The organism is Candidatus Limnocylindrales bacterium (assembly GCA_035559535.1).
In the GTDB taxonomy this organism is placed as follows: domain Bacteria; phylum Moduliflexota; class Moduliflexia; order Moduliflexales; family JAUQPW01; genus JAUQPW01.
This window is the reverse complement of sequence record DATMBG010000011.1, coordinates 35,312-52,166: the sequence shown is the minus strand read 5'-3', so window position 1 is coordinate 52,166 and position 16,855 is coordinate 35,312. Positions and strand designations below refer to the sequence as shown.

General features: G+C 46.0%; 15 protein-coding genes. 12 read left to right on the top strand and 3 right to left on the bottom strand.

The genetic code is table 11. The annotated features are described in order from the left end of the window. Positions 1-90 precede the first annotated feature (90 nt). Positions 91-2,616 carry a hypothetical protein gene (locus tag VNM22_02995; protein ID HWP46107.1) on the bottom strand — a complete coding sequence of 842 codons (2,526 nt, stop codon included), beginning with the start codon at positions 2,614-2,616 and terminating at the stop codon, positions 91-93. 307 nt (positions 2,617-2,923) lie between these two features. On the opposite strand from VNM22_02995, the gene VNM22_02990 reads away from it, so the two are divergent. After that, positions 2,924-3,502 (top strand): Clp protease N-terminal domain-containing protein, encoded by a 579-nt coding sequence (locus tag VNM22_02990; protein HWP46106.1) that lies wholly within the window; start codon positions 2,924-2,926, stop codon positions 3,500-3,502. Positions 3,503-3,511: 9 nt separating this feature from the next. On the opposite strand, the gene VNM22_02985 is transcribed toward VNM22_02990, so the two are convergent. Beyond that, positions 3,512-4,339 (bottom strand): 3-oxoacyl-ACP reductase family protein, encoded by an 828-nt coding sequence (locus VNM22_02985; protein HWP46105.1) that lies wholly within the window; start codon positions 4,337-4,339, stop codon positions 3,512-3,514. Further along, a complete protein-coding gene (locus tag VNM22_02980; GenBank protein HWP46104.1) occupies positions 4,336-6,231 on the bottom strand; it encodes a flippase activity-associated protein Agl23 in 1,896 nt (631 codons plus the stop codon). The genes VNM22_02985 and VNM22_02980 overlap by 4 nt, the downstream gene beginning before the upstream one ends. Positions 6,232-6,447: 216 nt before the next feature. Here VNM22_02980 and VNM22_02975 point away from each other — a divergent pair, with 216 nt between their 5' ends. From VNM22_02975 to VNM22_02925, 11 genes are all read left to right on the top strand, one after another. Continuing rightward, positions 6,448-7,707, top strand: a complete 1,260-nt coding sequence (locus VNM22_02975) for a MoxR family ATPase (GenBank protein ID HWP46103.1) — start codon at positions 6,448-6,450, stop codon at positions 7,705-7,707. A 2-nt stretch (positions 7,708-7,709) separates the two neighbouring features. Beyond that, the gene (locus tag VNM22_02970) at positions 7,710-8,597 is read left to right on the top strand and encodes a DUF58 domain-containing protein (GenBank protein ID HWP46102.1); all 888 of its coding nucleotides are present in this window, start codon (positions 7,710-7,712) and stop codon (positions 8,595-8,597) included. Between the two features lie 497 nt (positions 8,598-9,094). Further along, positions 9,095-9,883: an enoyl-CoA hydratase-related protein gene (locus VNM22_02965; protein HWP46101.1), complete on the top strand. Its 789-nt coding sequence runs from the start codon at positions 9,095-9,097 to the stop codon at positions 9,881-9,883. 134 nt (positions 9,884-10,017) lie between these two features. After that, positions 10,018-10,773: an ABC transporter ATP-binding protein gene (locus VNM22_02960; GenBank protein HWP46100.1), complete on the top strand. Its 756-nt coding sequence runs from the start codon at positions 10,018-10,020 to the stop codon at positions 10,771-10,773. Positions 10,774-10,777: 4 nt separating this feature from the next. Beyond that, entirely contained in the window at positions 10,778-11,647 is an 870-nt protein-coding gene (locus VNM22_02955) for a branched-chain amino acid ABC transporter permease (GenBank protein HWP46099.1), read from the top strand. Then, positions 11,647-12,621, top strand: coding sequence for a branched-chain amino acid ABC transporter permease (locus VNM22_02950; protein ID HWP46098.1), 975 nt, complete (start codon positions 11,647-11,649; stop codon positions 12,619-12,621). Before VNM22_02955 ends, VNM22_02950 begins: the two co-directional genes overlap by 1 nt. Before the next feature lie 78 nt (positions 12,622-12,699). Continuing rightward, positions 12,700-13,455, top strand: a complete 756-nt coding sequence (locus VNM22_02945; GenBank protein HWP46097.1) for an ABC transporter ATP-binding protein — start codon at positions 12,700-12,702, stop codon at positions 13,453-13,455. Between the two features lie 336 nt (positions 13,456-13,791). Then, positions 13,792-14,511: an ABC transporter ATP-binding protein gene (locus VNM22_02940; GenBank protein HWP46096.1), complete on the top strand. Its 720-nt coding sequence runs from the start codon at positions 13,792-13,794 to the stop codon at positions 14,509-14,511. A 199-nt stretch (positions 14,512-14,710) separates the two neighbouring features. Then, positions 14,711-15,940 (top strand): ABC transporter substrate-binding protein, encoded by a 1,230-nt coding sequence (locus tag VNM22_02935; GenBank protein ID HWP46095.1) that lies wholly within the window; start codon positions 14,711-14,713, stop codon positions 15,938-15,940. Then, positions 15,922-16,068: a hypothetical protein gene (locus VNM22_02930; protein HWP46094.1), complete on the top strand. Its 147-nt coding sequence runs from the start codon at positions 15,922-15,924 to the stop codon at positions 16,066-16,068. Before VNM22_02935 ends, VNM22_02930 begins: the two co-directional genes overlap by 19 nt. Before the next feature lie 2 nt (positions 16,069-16,070). Further along, positions 16,071-16,814 (top strand): aspartate/glutamate racemase family protein, encoded by a 744-nt coding sequence (locus VNM22_02925; protein HWP46093.1) that lies wholly within the window; start codon positions 16,071-16,073, stop codon positions 16,812-16,814. The last annotated feature ends 41 nt before the right edge of the window (positions 16,815-16,855 follow it).

Genomic DNA, 16,855 nt, shown 5'->3' with positions numbered 1-16,855 from the left:
GGCCTCCCGCCCCTACGGAGAGGGGAAACTGGGGGGTTAGAGGGGGGGGGATGGGGGTGAGGTATGCGAGGTTTCAACGTAGAAAGGGTATTATGTATCGTTCTTTGCAGATAAAAAATATATGGGAATGATGGCGGTTAAATAAGCAATCTGACCACCGATTAAAGCTGCAGAAAACCCCAGGGTAATGGCCAATACCATAGCCAAAACCGAGGCTAAGACCGAAGTGGCCCCATTAACTCCCCAGACCCATGGAATTAAGGTACTGGCATAGGTATCTACCAGCTTGATCCCTAAGGGAAGGGGCATTCCCATGAGCAGTCCCAGAGGTAATAAAAGCAGAACGGTCAAGAGAATTTTATAACCGGTCTTAATGGCCAGAAGGGCATTGATCAAATGGGGAAGATAAAAAATATAGAAGACCAGAAGAAGACCCAGTATCGGCAGGATCTTCAAGAGATATTTTTTCGTCTGGGTGGGAGGAATAAACGTGGTAAGATAACTGCCTACTCCACTGAACAGGAGAAGAGAGAAAAGAATAACCGAAAGGGCGTAAATAGGATGGCCTAAAAAAAGAATAAATCTCTGGATCAAAGGGATTTCTACCAATATAAATCCCAGGCCCAGGCAGGAGAAGTAGACCAGGAAGGAAATGGTTTCCGGCGTTTGGGCATACGAATGGGCCGAAATTCCATCCCTGCTAAAAATCCATAAGGGTCCCAGAATAAAAACAATGACCAGGCTTGTAACCACGAGAAAGAGGATTCCGAGTACAGAAACGGCCCGAAAATTCATGTTTATGATTTCAGGAGGGATGTTTTTATTGAAAAAGTCACTGAAACGCATCATGTGAAAGAAGAAGGGTTTATTATCGGTCGGTGGGGAGATATCCAGAAGGAAATTTTCGTAAAAAGCAGATCGATCGGCTGAGCCGGTCAGTTGGGCAAAGTAGGGGTCCTGGGGAGACCCCGGTGTATAAATGACCTCGAATCCGAGTTGCCGGCTTACTTCCAGGAGGGTTTGGATTTCCTCGGTGGTGAAAGGCTGCTTCTTCATCAAAAGGGTTGCAACTCCGTTGGGGCCGAAGGCTTTCCAGGTTGTTTTTTTGATGATAATCATATGTTGTTCGGGATGTTGGACTCCGGCCTTCTGCCAGGCCTCGAGTCCGAGAGCTGAAAGTCGGAGACTTTCGGCAGGAAGACCTTCAAAAAACCACCGGGACATGGTTAAAATGCCGTCTTCTTTAAGATGGTGGAAGTAGTTTAAAAAAGCCTCCTGGGTATATAAGTTGTTTTCTGTTAAGATAAAGGCCCCGGCCGTGGTGGCCGCCCAGGTATCGATCAGAGAAGCCTGGATAATATCGTAAAGTTCGTTGGTTCGGGCAATGTAGCTCCGCCCTTCGTCCATGACAATGTTGACTCCGGGATAGTCATACAGGTGATGGGTAAAATCCCCAAATACTTCATTAACAGTCTGAATGATCACGGGATTCACTTCAACTCCGGTAATTTTTTTTTGTCTGAAGACCAGAGCAGTCAAAATGTCCCGTCCGCCGCCGGGTCCTATGATCAAAATATCAGCATCTTTTTTAAGATAATGGGCCAGGGCCGTTACATCGTATTTTAGGTAGTTTACTTTTTCTAAATCCCCATCAAACCGCGTGATAGGTGTTCCGGCCGCTTCATCGATATACATCATCAACTCTTCGGGATCGTTCCCTTCGTAGGCTTTCTCGCTCAAACCCCATCCAAAGGGCCCTTCATCATACTCCCTGGTGACCGAGATCAGGGAGAAAGCATTCCATTTTTTGTATAAAAATCCTTCTTCCTGAAGGGTTGTCCCTTTAGAAAAACGGACCCTTACAAAGTCATTTTGAAGGTTGGCCAGGAGGGTAGTTATCAAGAGGGCGAGCAAAAGACCGGAGAAAGTAAAGAGTCTGGAGCTTGAGAGAACCGTAGATAATGGATAAGAAGGCATAGACCGCAGGGATACCGGGCCGCCTACTTCTGCCGATTTTTGCTCATCTTCCCTTGTCCACCGTTCTTTATTTCTTAAGGCCGAATTAAAAAAAAGCGTTCCTACCATGGCCAGAATGGCAATGGCCAGGACGGCGTTGGGCCCGCCCAGTAGATTAAGGGTAGGAATCAAAAGGATACAACCGATACCGGCTCCCAGGAGATCGGAAAAATAGAGGATACTTACCAGGTGACGATAGTGGAATAACGCCAGAGAAAGGGTAAGTCCTCCCAGGAAGAAAGGAATGGAGGTAACCAGATACGTGGCTCCCACCGTTATAAACCCTTCCAGAGAAAGTTCGGGAGTAAAGGGGATTTGTAACTGCACGATAAGAGAAACAAATATGGAAAGGGAAAAAAATAGGGAGAAAAGTACAAGATGTTTCTCTGCGTTATGGGGTTTAAACTGGTGGGGAAAAAGGTAAATATAGATGCCACTTAACCCCAGTCCAAACATGGCTATGGAGATAGACATGAAGGCAAAATGATACCACATGGTTACGGAAAAGATCCGGGTGAGTGCCAGTTCCAGCATTAAAATGGCCAGTGAAGTGAAGAAAACTCCCAATAAGTTTTGTATTTTAGAGGTAGATAGGCTCATCTTGAATTGTTCGTTATCTGTCGAGGGTTAAAGGAATATCAACGAAAAAACTTGACAAGTTGTAAAAGATACCTTCTTGATTAACCTATTGTTTCGGTTAACTCTTGTCAAGCGACCGGATGATCAAAAATCAAGTTGCTTTTAAAAAGAACGTATTTTAGTATAGACATTACAGAAGTTTTCGGATAAGGTTGGGGTTGAATGAAGAACTTTGTCTTTCTTAAGGATGGGTAAATTCGGCGAATTACGCATCCTGGATAAAACGTAATCCTGTAGTTCTCAAAATTTATAGATTACGAGAGGACCTATGCCGGACATTTCTATCGGTTTGTATTTTACCTGGCAAATTGCTGCGGCTGAGGCTTTGTATGGCCATCACGCTCTCATTGCCCCGGCCCATCTCTTTATGGGGTTATGCAGCCTGGATAAGATGTTCACGCAATTACAACTACCGGATCCGATAGCGGCGGAGTTACACAGGGAGTGGACAATACTTGCTGAATTATTCGCCCGGTTTAACATAGATCCGATCCCCTTCCGTCGTGAACTGCGTACCCGGATTGGAAAAGGCAGCTTTTCGGTTCAGGATCGAAGGACGATAAGTCGTTCACCCGCCAGTAAAGCCGTTTTTGCTCGGGCCAACGAACTGGCGGCAAACGCTTCGGCCATCCTGACCCAACATATGTTGGCAGCCTTGTTGGAGGGGACCAATAACCCGGCTGTTGGCTTACTAAAAGAAAAAGGAGTTGATGTTACTGCCTTGGGAACTGCAGCCCTGGCTATTCCCCCTCAACCCGTGGTTATCCATATTCCAAGGCTCGAAACTCTTGTTCTCGGAAATATAGAGGAGTTGTTAAAAACCCTTAAACCCCAATCCGGACCCTGACCCTCGATCCTAAATATCCATCAAGATCCCACCGTTTACATCGATGACCTCTCCGGTAATATGTCGTGAATCTTCCGTCACAAGAAAAAGAACTACATTGGCAATATCTTGGGGGGTTGCCTGCCGTTTAAGCGGTGTCTGATTGATGGTTTGATCCAGTGCGCCTGGGGGGAAAGCTCGGGTCATATCGGTATCGACCGGGCCGGGAGCTAGGGCATTTACGTTAATATTGAAGGGAGCCAGTTCCTTGGCTAGGGAGAGGGTCAGGCACATGACCCCTGCCTTTGAGGCGGCATAGGCCGATGAAACGACTATTCCTCCGACTTTTCCGGCCAGAGAACCCATGTTGACAATTTTACCGCTCTTTTGCTTTTTCATGGCACCCATCACCGCTTGAGAGCAGAGAAACACGCTCTTCAAATTGATCCGAAGTACCCGGTCCCACTCTTCCTCAGCCAATTCAGCAACCGGTCCAAAGGAAATAATGCCGGCATTATTCACCAAAATATCGATCCGACCCCATTTTTGCATAACGGTGTCTACCATGCCCCTTATATCGGTTTTGTTCGTTACATCGGTCTGAATCGCCATAGCCTGTCCACCTGATTTCTCTATTTCTTGAACCAGTTTCTGACATCTGGGAAGGTCAATGTCTGAAGCTACCACAGCAGCCCCTTCCCGGGCTAAAGTCTGACAGATAGCCTGACCGATTCCACCGGCTGCTCCGGTTACAATGGCTACTTTCCCGTCGAGTTTTCCCATATTTTTACAGGAGTCAGAAACCAGGAGTCGGATGCCCCAGGACTTCTGAATTCTAACTCCCGGGTGTAGATTCACATAAATTCTTTTTTCACATAAAACGCAATGTCTTCTGAACCGGTAGGATTATAAACCTCTCGAAAAAGGAAATAGTTCCATAATTGCCGCCAGGTAGGATTCTCACCTGGAATCCACCACTCCCTTAGTTTCACGTGGATTTCAAAATAGTCTTGAAGTAACTCCTTGTACTGTTCGCGGGAAACCCAATCTATAATAATAACAGGCCGATCCAGAGCCGTCTTGATATCCCCCGGATAGTACCAGTTTCGATATTCCCGCAAATACCAACTCAGGGGCCAGACGGCAATCCCTTGAACGGCTAAAGGGGTATCCTTTCCTTTACCGAATTTGAAGCTTACCTCTTCGATTTTATCAACCATTTTCACCACTTCCGGTGAGGTATGGGTATAAACCAGGCGTTCTATAGGATTGGCGTTGTAATAAAAATTCGCATGGATGGTGGTGTGCAGGGTAAAGGCCAGAGCAAGGAGTATACAAATCAGAAAATACTTTAAATGACGTTGAAAGAAAGGAGAGTTTAAAAATTCTCCCATAAACTTTCCGGCTAAAAGTATAAGGGGAAGAGCTACGTGAACGGATAACCAGGGTATTTTCTCCCCGGCATAGGAGTAAATCAAAAGGGCCATAACGGACCAGTAAAGAAGAAAGGCAGTGAAAACCTCCTTTTGGCCAAGGAAATGAAAGACTCCCCACCCCCCTAGAAAAATCAAATAAAGGGCATAAACAACATCTGCGAAGGTATCCATATGGGTCAGATGATTTACCTGAAAAACCTGCCCGAAAAGACTCAACTCCTTGGGAAGAAGACTATTCCAGAAAGTATACATCAGGACTCCAGTTGTCAGGGTTGCCCCGATAAAAATCTCTCGGGTATACGCTGTTTTAGAAAGTTTGGTGAAAAGTCCTAATCCAACAACCAGAATTACCGGGAGTTCATAGAGGACTAAAAACGGGAGATAATACGTAAAGGCCCCCCGGATTCGTTGAATTCGATTCTGTTCGATCCAATATTGAAAGGTGGTAAAAATACTATCCCAGACTCCCCTGGGGTTGGTGAAGAAGGTGGTATAGAGCGTAATGTATATACCTATAAACATGAAGGATGCAAGGAGGAGGGGGAATTTGTGCTCCCGTAGAAAGTTTTGAGCTTCTCTTAGAAAAGACCTGTCAGCCGTAAACAACTGACCATCATTCGGGGTTCGGGATTTCTTCCCCTTGCCTGAGGAAAGGTCCTTCTTATTTTTTACAACGAACTGCCGGCGACGAATTACAAACTCATAGACCACGCCAAACGTGACAAAAATAAAGGTATGAATATAGGCCGTCAATTTAATGGTAAACAGGAAGGCCAGAGAGATCGCAAGACCATACAGATAAGATCTGTTATTCAGATCTTTAAGGTATTTAATAAAAAAAATAACCGGAAGCAGGGTGAATACAGCCACGTAGCTGTCATGGGCTAAAAATCTGCTAAAATAAAGATTAATAGGAGACAGGGCCAGAAACGTTGCGGCAGCCAGAACCCCCTTTTCCCCAAGCTGTTCCTTTAAATAATAAGTCAGTCCAACCAGGGCCGTTCCAAAAAGGGCTACCGATAACCGGGCGGTAAAATTACTGACCCCAAACAGGAAAAAGAACAGGGTATTGATATGAAACAGAAAAGGCCCATGCAGCATAGGAAAGTATTGGTATCCCCTACCTGTATAAAGGTTCCAGGAATAGGTGGCATAGAGACTTTCATCATGGTGATAGGGTTTTTCACCCAACTGGAATAACCTCAGAAACAAAGCAAACCCGAGGATTCCCAGAAAAAGGAGATGGAAGGTATCCAAAAACCTTGTTTTTTCCTTTGGTAAGGTCATCGTTTTATAAGAAGTTTCTGTCATCATAGAAAAATATTTAAAGCATCAACCAGACAGGAAGTCAATAGCTAAATAACCTGTGGGTTCAATTTATGGATTATTTTACCGAACCCTCATTCTTTTCTTATTTTATTGACACCCTTGATAAAAAGATATAAAAATATCTGTAATTCTTAAAAAAATAAAGCACCTGTATAGCTTATTACATTAAATCTTTAAATCTAATCTGAAGAGAGGTCGACGATGAGTCTTCGAGATAGTTATGAATACCTGGATCCAAATTTCGATAGGTCTAAGCTTATAGATTTAGATTATGAGGTAGATTTTGATCCTGACTTTGGTCCTGATCCTTACCTGGAAGAAGGTATAAAACAGGGTAAGCTTCCCTGCTCGGAAAAACAGTTTTGGTACGTTTCTAAAGTTATATGGCCTGTGGAATCTTCCTTTAGACGTGTCCTTGTAGCCCAGGATGACCTGATCAAGTATACCACCCTGGGGCTTTTTGCCGTGGGAGATCGGGATCTGGGTCATTTGGGACGCGGTCATGTGCTGTACGAGGATGACCCAGGTAAGGGAAAAACCCTGCTGGCTACCATCCCCTCGAAGGTGCTTGGAGGCAAGTGGGAACGGTTTCAGGGTGCCAACGACAACGTACCGGCAGATTTAATCGGAGGCTGGGTGGTGGATGTGGATGAAAACGACAAGCGCTATTTCCGGTTTGTCCCCGGGGCCGCTTTTGCAGATTTCCTGCTTCTGGATGAAATAAACCGAAATACTCCTAGTTTTTTGGGTGGAGCTCTTTTGGAATTGTTGGGTGAAGGGAAAGTTACTTCCCGGGGTGTGACCTATTCCACCAGGCCCTTTGCCATTATGACCATGAACTGGATTGAAGCCGAAGGGACCTATCGAATTCCCCCGCCGCTTTTGGATCGAACCATGTTTAAGATTATTGGCAGGCCCTTTACAGCGGAGGAATATGCAGAGATTTTAGAACGAACCAGTAGTTTTGTAGATTTTGAGCTCAAGCAGGTATGCGATGTAAAACTGGTCGACGAGATTCGCAGGTTCATCCATCAAAACGTTTATGTCAGTAAGTTGATCCGTCAGGCCATGGGTCGATTTATTACCATTTCCCATAACCCGGTTAATTACCTTCGGTGGTTCCATGAAAAATTTCAAGCTCCTATTATCCTATGTGGAATTTCCGCCCGAGGGGCAACCCATTGGGAAGGGGCGGCAAAGGTCCACGCCTTTAGACACTATCGAAACTATGTTTTGCCGGAAGACGTAAAGGAAGTTCTGCTACCGGTCTTTAGGCATCGCATAGTTTTTGCGCCCTCCGTGCTTGAATTTTTCTCTGAGGAATTGATGAAAACAGATCCCGAGGACCTGCCTGAGCCTTTGCGAAAAATTCTTAAGAAAACACTGGCCCGGTTTGATAAAATCAACTCCAGCATTACAGCGGATATCATTTTGCAAACTCTGATTGAGGAGGCCTGGTAGGTATGACCCTCTCTATACCCGTTGTAAAACCTGTCGGACGCCTTCCACTTAAAATTCGAAAGGTTATGACTTCGGTATATACCGGTGTGCATAATAGCCTTATAAGTGGAAAAGGATTGGATTTTAAGGGATTTCGCCCCTATAGAAGTTCTGATAATCCCCTCCATATTGATGATTCTGTATCCGAGAGGATCTCGAATATGCCGGATCTTGAGCCCTGGGTGCGGACCTATTATGCGGAAAAAACCATCCGTGTGATTTGCATTTTGGATACCAGACCCTCTATGGCGGCTCCGATCCGAAAGCAGGAATACGCCACAGAACTCCTCTGGCTGTTTGCGCTCTCCGCTTTTGAAAACCAGGATCCTTTTCGCCTCATCTGTTTTCATCCAAAATGGTCCTACGATTCAGGGTGGAATATGTCGGAGGAACACTTTAAGATGTTTCTTCGGGCTTTGTCTCAACAACGGGTACGTGCTTTTCCACCCAAGAAGAATTTAGATATGTTCGGTCTTCTGGCCCCTTTCCGGCTCCGAGATACGTTGGTGATTGGAATTTCTGACTTTACCACACCGTGGGATCGAGAAATGGAGTCTTTAAGACGCCTGAATATGCCTAAGAGAAATATCCGTGCCATTCTCTGTGGATTGGATGAATGGAAGGGATTTTCCCCTCAAAGCTATGGGGTAACCTTTATAGACCCAGACACCCGGGTATTCCACCAGGATGATTTACGAAAAGAAGGTGACACGGATCGCAGACGACAGAAAGCTCAAGATCGTTTTCAGTCGATAGCTCAGGTGGCCCGCTCTCGTTCGACGATATTTATCCCTATTCCCCTCCTCGAAGATCCCATTGGCACGGTTAAAAGAACTTTTCCACAATCCTGACTCCCAAATAAGAAATCCTCGGATACCCCGGCGAAAATTTTAAGTATCCGTATCCATTTAGTAGGTGGAAAAAGAAACACCTCCTTAGCCCCCCTCCAGGGGGGACTTCGGTCAGGAGCCATTCCCCTTTAAGTCCCCCCTGGAGGGGGGCTAAGGAGGTGTTCTTCTCTGCTTATCCTGGCGCATATGGAGGCCGGGGGTGAAGGCGGAGAGGGGCACAAAATTTACTTTACCAAGTAATGTTATCGTTTTTAACGGGATAACGGCTTACCAGTCACAGGGAAACCGGCTGGAGAAACTGAGAAAAAATCCGGTCTATAAGAAATCCAAGGTTTTTTTAAAGAGATTTATTGATTTTTTGCTAAGATACTGAGTTAAAAAGGCTTGCTAAATTTCCACAGGGATTCGAACGTTCTCTCAATATAAAAATTATTAAAAATTATTGACCGGATTTAACTTGTGAGATATATCAACCTCCATAGGGAGGAGTGACTGCTATGAACTATGAAACCTTGATTCTGGACAAGAAAGGACCGGTTGCAACCATTACTCTCAATCGGCCGGAAAGTTATAATGCCTTAAATAATACTTTAGGAAAGGAATTTCTGGAGGCTATCTTACACTGTGGCGAAGATCCAGGTATCCGGACGGTAGTTATTACGGGGGCCGGAAAAGCATTTTGTGCCGGTGGAGATGTGAAGAGTTTTAAAGATAATCTGGATTCTATTTCCATTTTTCTTAAACAACTTATTCTCTATTTTCATACGGCTCTTTCCGAGATTACCCGGATGCCAAAACCTGTGATTGCAGCGGTCAACGGGGTTGCAGCGGGTGCCGGGATGAGCCTGGCTATGGCTTGTGACATGGCTGTTGCCGTTGAAACGGCCAGGTTTACCATGGCCTATACCGGCATTGCGGCTACCCCGGATGGGAGTTCTACTTATTTTCTTCCCAGACTGGTGGGATTGAAACGGGCCATGGAATTGGTGTATACCAATCGTGTGCTAACGGCCAAAGAAGCCCTCGAGTGGGGACTTATCAATCAGGTGGTCTCTGAATCAGACTTTAAAGCCGCCGTGGAGACTCTGGCCGGACAACTGGCTCAAGGCCCTACCTGGGCTTTAGGACACACCAAGCGCCTTCTCTACCTCAGTGAGCATGCTTCTTTAGAAACTCAGATGGAAAATGAAGCTCAATTTATTGCCATGGCCGGAAAAACAATGGATTTCAAAGAGGGCATTACGGCCTTTGTGGAGAAACGAAAAGCGCAATTTCAAGGAAAATAACAGAAACAGGAAACAAGAAGCAAGAAGCAGGAAGCAAGGCCCAGAAAGTAAATTCCTTGCTTTTTACTCCTGGCTTCTTGTCCCTTACCCTTTAGGGGGAGCTTCCTGCCCTTTGCGTTAAAGAAGTGTACTTATTGGAAGGCCACCAGATTACCAAACGGTTTGGAGGACTGGTCGCTTTAAATAAAGTCGATTTCTTCATTAAGCCTGGAGAGATTTTAGGCTTGATCGGCCCCAATGGAGCCGGAAAGACCACGCTCTTTAATGTAATTACCGGCGTCTACACTCCGAGCTCGGGAACAATCCTGTTTAGGGAAATCCCTATATCCGGACTCAAACCCCATCAGATTTGCCACCTGGGAATTAGCCGAACCTATCAACTGGTTAGACCTTTTCCTTCGCTGACGGCTCTTCAAAATGTTTTGGTTGGGATCTACTTTGGACAGGCTAAGCGGTCCACCCGGTATGGAGCAGAAGGAAAAGAGGAAAAAACAGGAGGGGGAAGAAAAAAGGATGCGGAACAGGAAGCCTTAGAACTTCTGGACTTTCTTGGGCTTTCCCACAAAGCCCATACTTTAGCCAGGAATCTAACCATAATGGAACGAAAACGTCTGGAAATTGCCAGGGCCTTAGGTACTCATCCACAACTTCTGTTACTGGATGAAGTCATGGCCGGTCTTACACCATCGGAAATCTCTTCCACCATGTTCCTGATCCGACAAATCCGGGAGAGAGGAATTACCATTTGCCTGATCGAACATATCATGAAGGCTATTATGGAACTTTCAGATCGGGTGGTGGTTCTCCACCATGGAGAAAAGATAGCTGAAGGAACTCCCAAAGAAGTGGTCCACGATCCAGGCGTGGTCGCCGCTTATCTTGGGGAATAACCCTATGGAAATACTTTCTGCCTTACCGGTTCAACTACTCCATGGCCTGGTCTATGGAATGCTTTTATTTCTGGTTGCCTCCGGACTCACCTTAATCTTTGGAATGATGGGCGTACTTAATTTTGCCCATGGAACTCTCTACATGTTGGGAGCCTATTTTTCGTTTACAATCCTTCAAGCAACCGGAAATTTCTGGCTCAGTCTACTCCTGGCTCCGATCCTGGTAGGGGGTATTGGAATCTTAATCGAAAGGTTCCTGCTTAGAAAAATCCATACCTACGGCCATGCCCATCAATTGCTGCTTACCTTCGGAGTTGCTTTTATCATTGAAGAACTGGTTAAGTGGATCTGGGGAAATGAGCCGTTGTTTGTAGAAATTCCGGCCATCTTATCCGGCTCCGTCCATTTTCTGGGTATCTCCTACCCGACTTACCGTCTCTTTATTCTGGCAACCTCGCTGGTCGTTTTTGCCATCCTGTTTATGATTCTCTTTAAAACCCGAGCAGGAATTATCGTTCTGGCTGCCGTATCTAACAGGGATATGGTTAATGCCCTGGGGATCAATGTTCCCCTAGTCTTTACAGTTCTTTTCGGTGTCGGTGCAGCCCTGGCCGGTTTGGCCGGAGTTATCGGAGGTCCTTACCTGATCACCCACCCAGGTATGGCTGCCACCATTATTGTAGATCTGTTTGTCGTTATCGTTGCAGGAGGTCTCGGCTCCATTCAAGGTGCCCTACTGGCCTCGTTTTTGGTCGGAGAGCTTCAATCCTTGGGAGTTTTATTCATTCCAGAACTGGCCATTGTCTTTGAATTCTTGTTGATGGCCGTGATTTTGATCATCAAACCCGAAGGATTATTGGGAGAGAAAGGATAATGAACAGAAAAATCCTCTACCAACTCAGTGTTTTGATCGTTCTGGTTATTCTTGTTTTCATGCCGACTCTCATTTCAGAATATAAACTCAATCTGATTATCAGAATGGCCATCTATGCCCTGTTTGCCGTAAGCTACAATATTCTGTTTGGGCAGGCCGGGTTACTTTCATTCGGCCACGCGGCTTATTTCGGGATGGGGGCCTACGCCACACTTTTTCTCTTTAAACACGTTAAGATGCCCCTTATAGGAGGTATTTTATCCGGTGGTATGCTTGGAGGGCTTCTGGGACTCGTGTTCGGGATTTTCGTAGTTCGACTCGGAGGGGTTTCCTTTGGCCTTCTGACCCTGGCTTTTAATCAGTTTATCTACGCTGTAGCCGAAAAATGGCGATCGGTCACCGGCGGAGAAGATGGTTTGACGGCCAGTCGACCCGATATGTATATCCCGGGAATTGGAGAGGTGGAAATGTTCAGCACGGTCCACTGGTACTACTTTGTTCTGATTACGGTACTCCTCTCTATCTTCGGGTGCTGGTACTTCACCAAGACCCCTCTAGGCCGTCTAAACCTCTGTATGCGAGAGAATGAAGAACGTGCCGGGTTTATCGGTTATAATACCTACCTTTCCAGGTTGATCATTTATGTTATCTCGACGTTTTTCGCCGGAATTGCAGGAGCTTTAGCTTCATCCTTTCAGGAATTTGTGTCTACTTCGTTTATTAACTTAGATAAATCTGCCGAGGTCCTGATGATGACCTTTATTGGAGGAGGAGGAACGTTCGTCGGTCCTATCCTGGGAGCCTGTTTTCTGATTTACATCAACGATCTTCTCAGCACCCTTACCGAAAGGTGGGCCGTAATCCAGGGAGCTATCTTTATCCTGCTGGTTCTTTATGCCCCCCGGGGACTTTCTGGACTTGCAGAGTCCCTGACGAAAATACTGGATAAAACAGGCGAAGTACAAAGGGCTTAGAAGCAGAGATATCCCAAAACTCTTGGGATTGCTCCATAACTGAAAATAAGGGATTCTATAAGTTGAGGAACACATTGAATGGAAAACGAGGTCTTATTGGAAATAAGGGGACTTTATAAAGATTTTAGTGGAATCAAAGTTATTGAAGGAATCGATTTATCTGTAAAAAAGGGTGAACGACATGCCATCATCGGTCCTAATGGAGCCGGAAAGACGACCTTTTTTAACCTTTTAACGGGGCGGTATAAACCTTCCAGAGGGCATATCTACTTCAATGGCCAGGAGATCACGGGATGGCCTCCCCATAAGATTAACCGGATGGGAATCTCCCGGTCCTTTCAAATTACCAATATTTTTCCTGGATTGACCGTTTTTGAAAATGTGCGGGCGGCAGTTCTTTCAAAAAATCATATTCGGTTTAATCTTATTTCCCGGGTAGACCGGATGAAAAATATCACCGAAGAAACCTACTTTATCCTCCAAAAAATAAATCTCCTGGACAAAAAGGATCAACCGGCCGGAGAACTTGCATATGGAGAACAGCGGGCCCTGGAAATCGGGATTACCCTGGCCACAGATCCCGCACTGATTATGCTGGATGAACCTACGGCCGGTATGTCCATCGCCGAAACCCGGGAAGTGGTTAAGCTTATTGATCAATTAACCCGAGGAAAAACCCTGATGATTATTGAACATGATATGGAAGTCGTCTTTACTCTGGCGGATGTAATTACCGTGATCCATTATGGAAAAGTCCTGGCAACCGGAAAACCCGGAGAAATAAGGGGGAATCCGTCGGTCAAAGATGCCTATTTGGGAGAACATGTAAATTGAGGAACCTGCCAAACTTCCGGAGTTTAAAAACAACCCAACTGCCCCTCCTTCCCCTCTTCCATTTCCCCCGTTGACAGGAGGGTTTTAGGGGATTCAGTTATTCAGAAATTTTTTTCAAGCTCCGGAGAAGCGGCTGGTTAAACAGGTCGCCCCGCCGGGGCTAACCTTCTTATCCTAGTGCCTAGGCCCCTTAATCCCCTTTCCGACTCGGGAAGGGGGCCTTGAGGATGGTCTGGATCCTAACTCTCCCAGAGAAGGGAAGTTAGAGGGGTCAGGTCCAAAAAACCTGCTCCGGAAAGCCGTCAATGGGGAGAGAGGAAAGCCGGTACTTCGTCTATGCTGGAATTAAAATCGGTTAATACCTACTACGATAAAAGTCATATCTTGCACGATGTTTCGCTTAAAGTCTACGGTGGAGAGATTGTGGCGTTACTGGGTCGAAATGGGGTTGGAAAGACAACCACCCTGAAAACCATCATGGGTTTGACCCCACCCCGTAGCGGTTCTATCCTCTTCAAAGGAAAAGAGATAGCCGGTCTAAAACCTTTTCAAATAGCCCGGGCCGGGATTGGTTTTGTACCTGAAGAACGCTGGATTTTCCCGAAATTAACCGTCCATCAAAATCTCCTGATTGGAATCAAAACCGGCCCGGCGGCCAGGGAAAAATCTGAAAAAGGCTGGAATTTAGATAAATGCTATGAGTATTTTCCGGCCCTTCGAGAAAGGAAAAATCTCAAAGGAGGGGTTCTCTCCGGCGGTGAAAAACAGATGCTGACCATTGCGCGAACCCTGATGGGAAACCCTGAATTAATTCTCATCGATGAACCTACAGAAGGACTTGCCCCTAAAATTGTAGAAGCCGTACGTAACATCATTCAAGAAATCAACCAGACGGGAACTACCATCCTTCTGGTAGAGCAAAAACTGGCTATTGCCTTAGCTTTAGCCAGTCGAATTTATGTCATGAGTAAAGGAACGATCCAATGGGAAGGAACTCCGGAGGATCTACGTCAACAAGAGGAGGTGCGAAAGAAATATCTGGAAGTATCCCAATGAAAACCCATCCATGGTCTGAGAGCTTTTAAAGGTCTTTCAAGAAAAGAATTTTGACCGGGGTTGAAGGAGGTTTAAATATATTAAGTTTCAGTTTGATAGGGACCTGTCACCATCCAGTAAAAATTTTAACCTGCTATCCACTGTAATCTGCAGATTCAAGGATTCCGTAGATTGCAAAGGATCAGGGGATTAAATAACCATGAAAAAAAATCTGCTCATCTTTATATTGTCTCTCACTTTGGCTGTAGGGGTTATTTTGATCTGGTTTATAAATCTTCAGGCTGAAGAACCTCCGATTATACTAGGAGTCAATGAGATTCGCTCGGGAGCTTTTAAATCCAATGGAGATCGCATTATCTGGGGTATTGAAGCGGCTGTGAAGGAAGTCAACGACGCCGGAGGACTTCTGGGGAGAAAGGTTGAAATTGTCGTGGAGGACAATCAGATGAAAAACGATATCGCGGTCCAGAAGGTGAAAAAACTCATTCTTGAGGATCAGGCCATTGCCATTCTCCAGGGATCGTCCAGTAGTGTAGGAGGCGGTATCGCACAAACCATGCCCCGGTACAAAAAGATTTATCTGGATTTGGCTGCGGAAGCCGTCAGTATCACCGGGGAGAACTTTAATCCCTATGTATTTCGGACCTGTCTCAATGCCGCCATGCACGTAAAGGGTCTGGCCAGGTATTTTGCCAGTAAGGGCTATAAAAAGGTCTTCCTCATCAACCAGGATTACTCCTGGGGACACGATGTAGCCGACTATTATGAGAAATTCATCAAAGCCTTTGCGCCCGACACCCAGATTGTGGGTAAGGAATTCCATCCCATATTTAATAAGGATTTCGGTCCTTATATCAGCAAAATTAATGCCTCAGGAGCTGAGTACGTTATCAGTGGAAACTGGGGAACAGACCTGGCCCAGTTGATGATCCAGGGAAGGCAATTTGGAATGAAAATATTGGTAGGAGGAACCTTCTTTGATGATGATGGGGTTATGAATATTGTTCGGGAGAATGCCCTTGGTTCTATCACGGCCAACATGTACCTGGCAGGCATAGATACCCCCAGTGCTAAAGCCTTTGAAGAGAATTTTAACAAACTCAGTGGAGGAAAATGGCCGGTTTTTGTAGCCATGGAAGCCTATCTTGGAACCAAGATGTTCTTACAGGCCATCAAAAAAGCAGGTTCTCTGGATACCGAAAAAATTATCGAGGCTTTTGAGGGGATGTCCATGGAAGGTCCCATTGGAACTTTAACCATGAGAAAAGAGGATCATCAGATACAAACCCCGGTCGTCATAGGGGAAGTGGTAGAAAAGACCCCCTATTATGATTTCCCTTATCCCAAGCCCCTTATGATCATTCCAGCCGAGGAAGTCTCCATGAGTCTGGAGGAAAGTGGTTGGAAGGGATGGCAGAAGAAGGAATAGAACGGGAAGGGATCTATCATTACCAGAAGTGGCGCGATGAAACCATCGCTTCACTTCTACTCCTGATCAAACAGATTACCTCGCTCCTGCCATTACCGGCAAGGAAAAGATATAAGCAGGAAGGATAACCATGAAAATCAAGGTAATTAATCCCAATACAACCGAAAGTATGACCAAGAAAATCGGCGAGGCGGCCCGTGCCGTTGCTGCTCCGGGAACCGAAATTCTGGCCTGTAATCCCACCATGGGACCTGTCTCCATTGAAGGACATTACGACGAGGCTATCAGTGTCCTCGGGATGTTGGAAGAGGTTCGTAAAGGCGAAGAAGAAGGTGTGGATGGCTATGTTATCGCCTGTTTCGGCGATCCTGGCCTGCTGGCTGCCCGCGAAATTGCACGGGGACCTGTGATCGGTATTGCCGAAGCAGCCATGCATGCAGCCAGCTTCATTGCAACGGGTTTCTCCATTGTAACTACCCTGGCCCGTACCTGTGTCATTGCCCGACAACTGGTCGAGAATTACGGTATGACCCGATTTTGCAGAAATATCCGGGCTACAGACCTGGCGGTGCTGGAGCTGGAAGAAGAAGGTTCCAACGCACGACGGATCATTACCGAAGAGTGCCGTCGGGCCCTCCTTGAAGACAAATCCGGAGCTATCGTTTTGGGTTGTGCAGGAATGGCCGATCTGACTTCCCAAATCTCCCGGGAAATCGGGGCCCCTGTGATCGACGGCGTTGCGGCTGCAGTCAAATTTGTGGAGGCCCTGGTAGGGTTAGGTTTGGGTACCAGCAAGGTCGGTGACCTGGCGTACCCCCTGGTCAAAACCTATACGGGGATGCTACGTCCTTTTGCCCCGTCCAGCAAGAAGTAAAATCAAGTTTGTCCTTTGTTTATTCTTCCTCGAAGCAAACA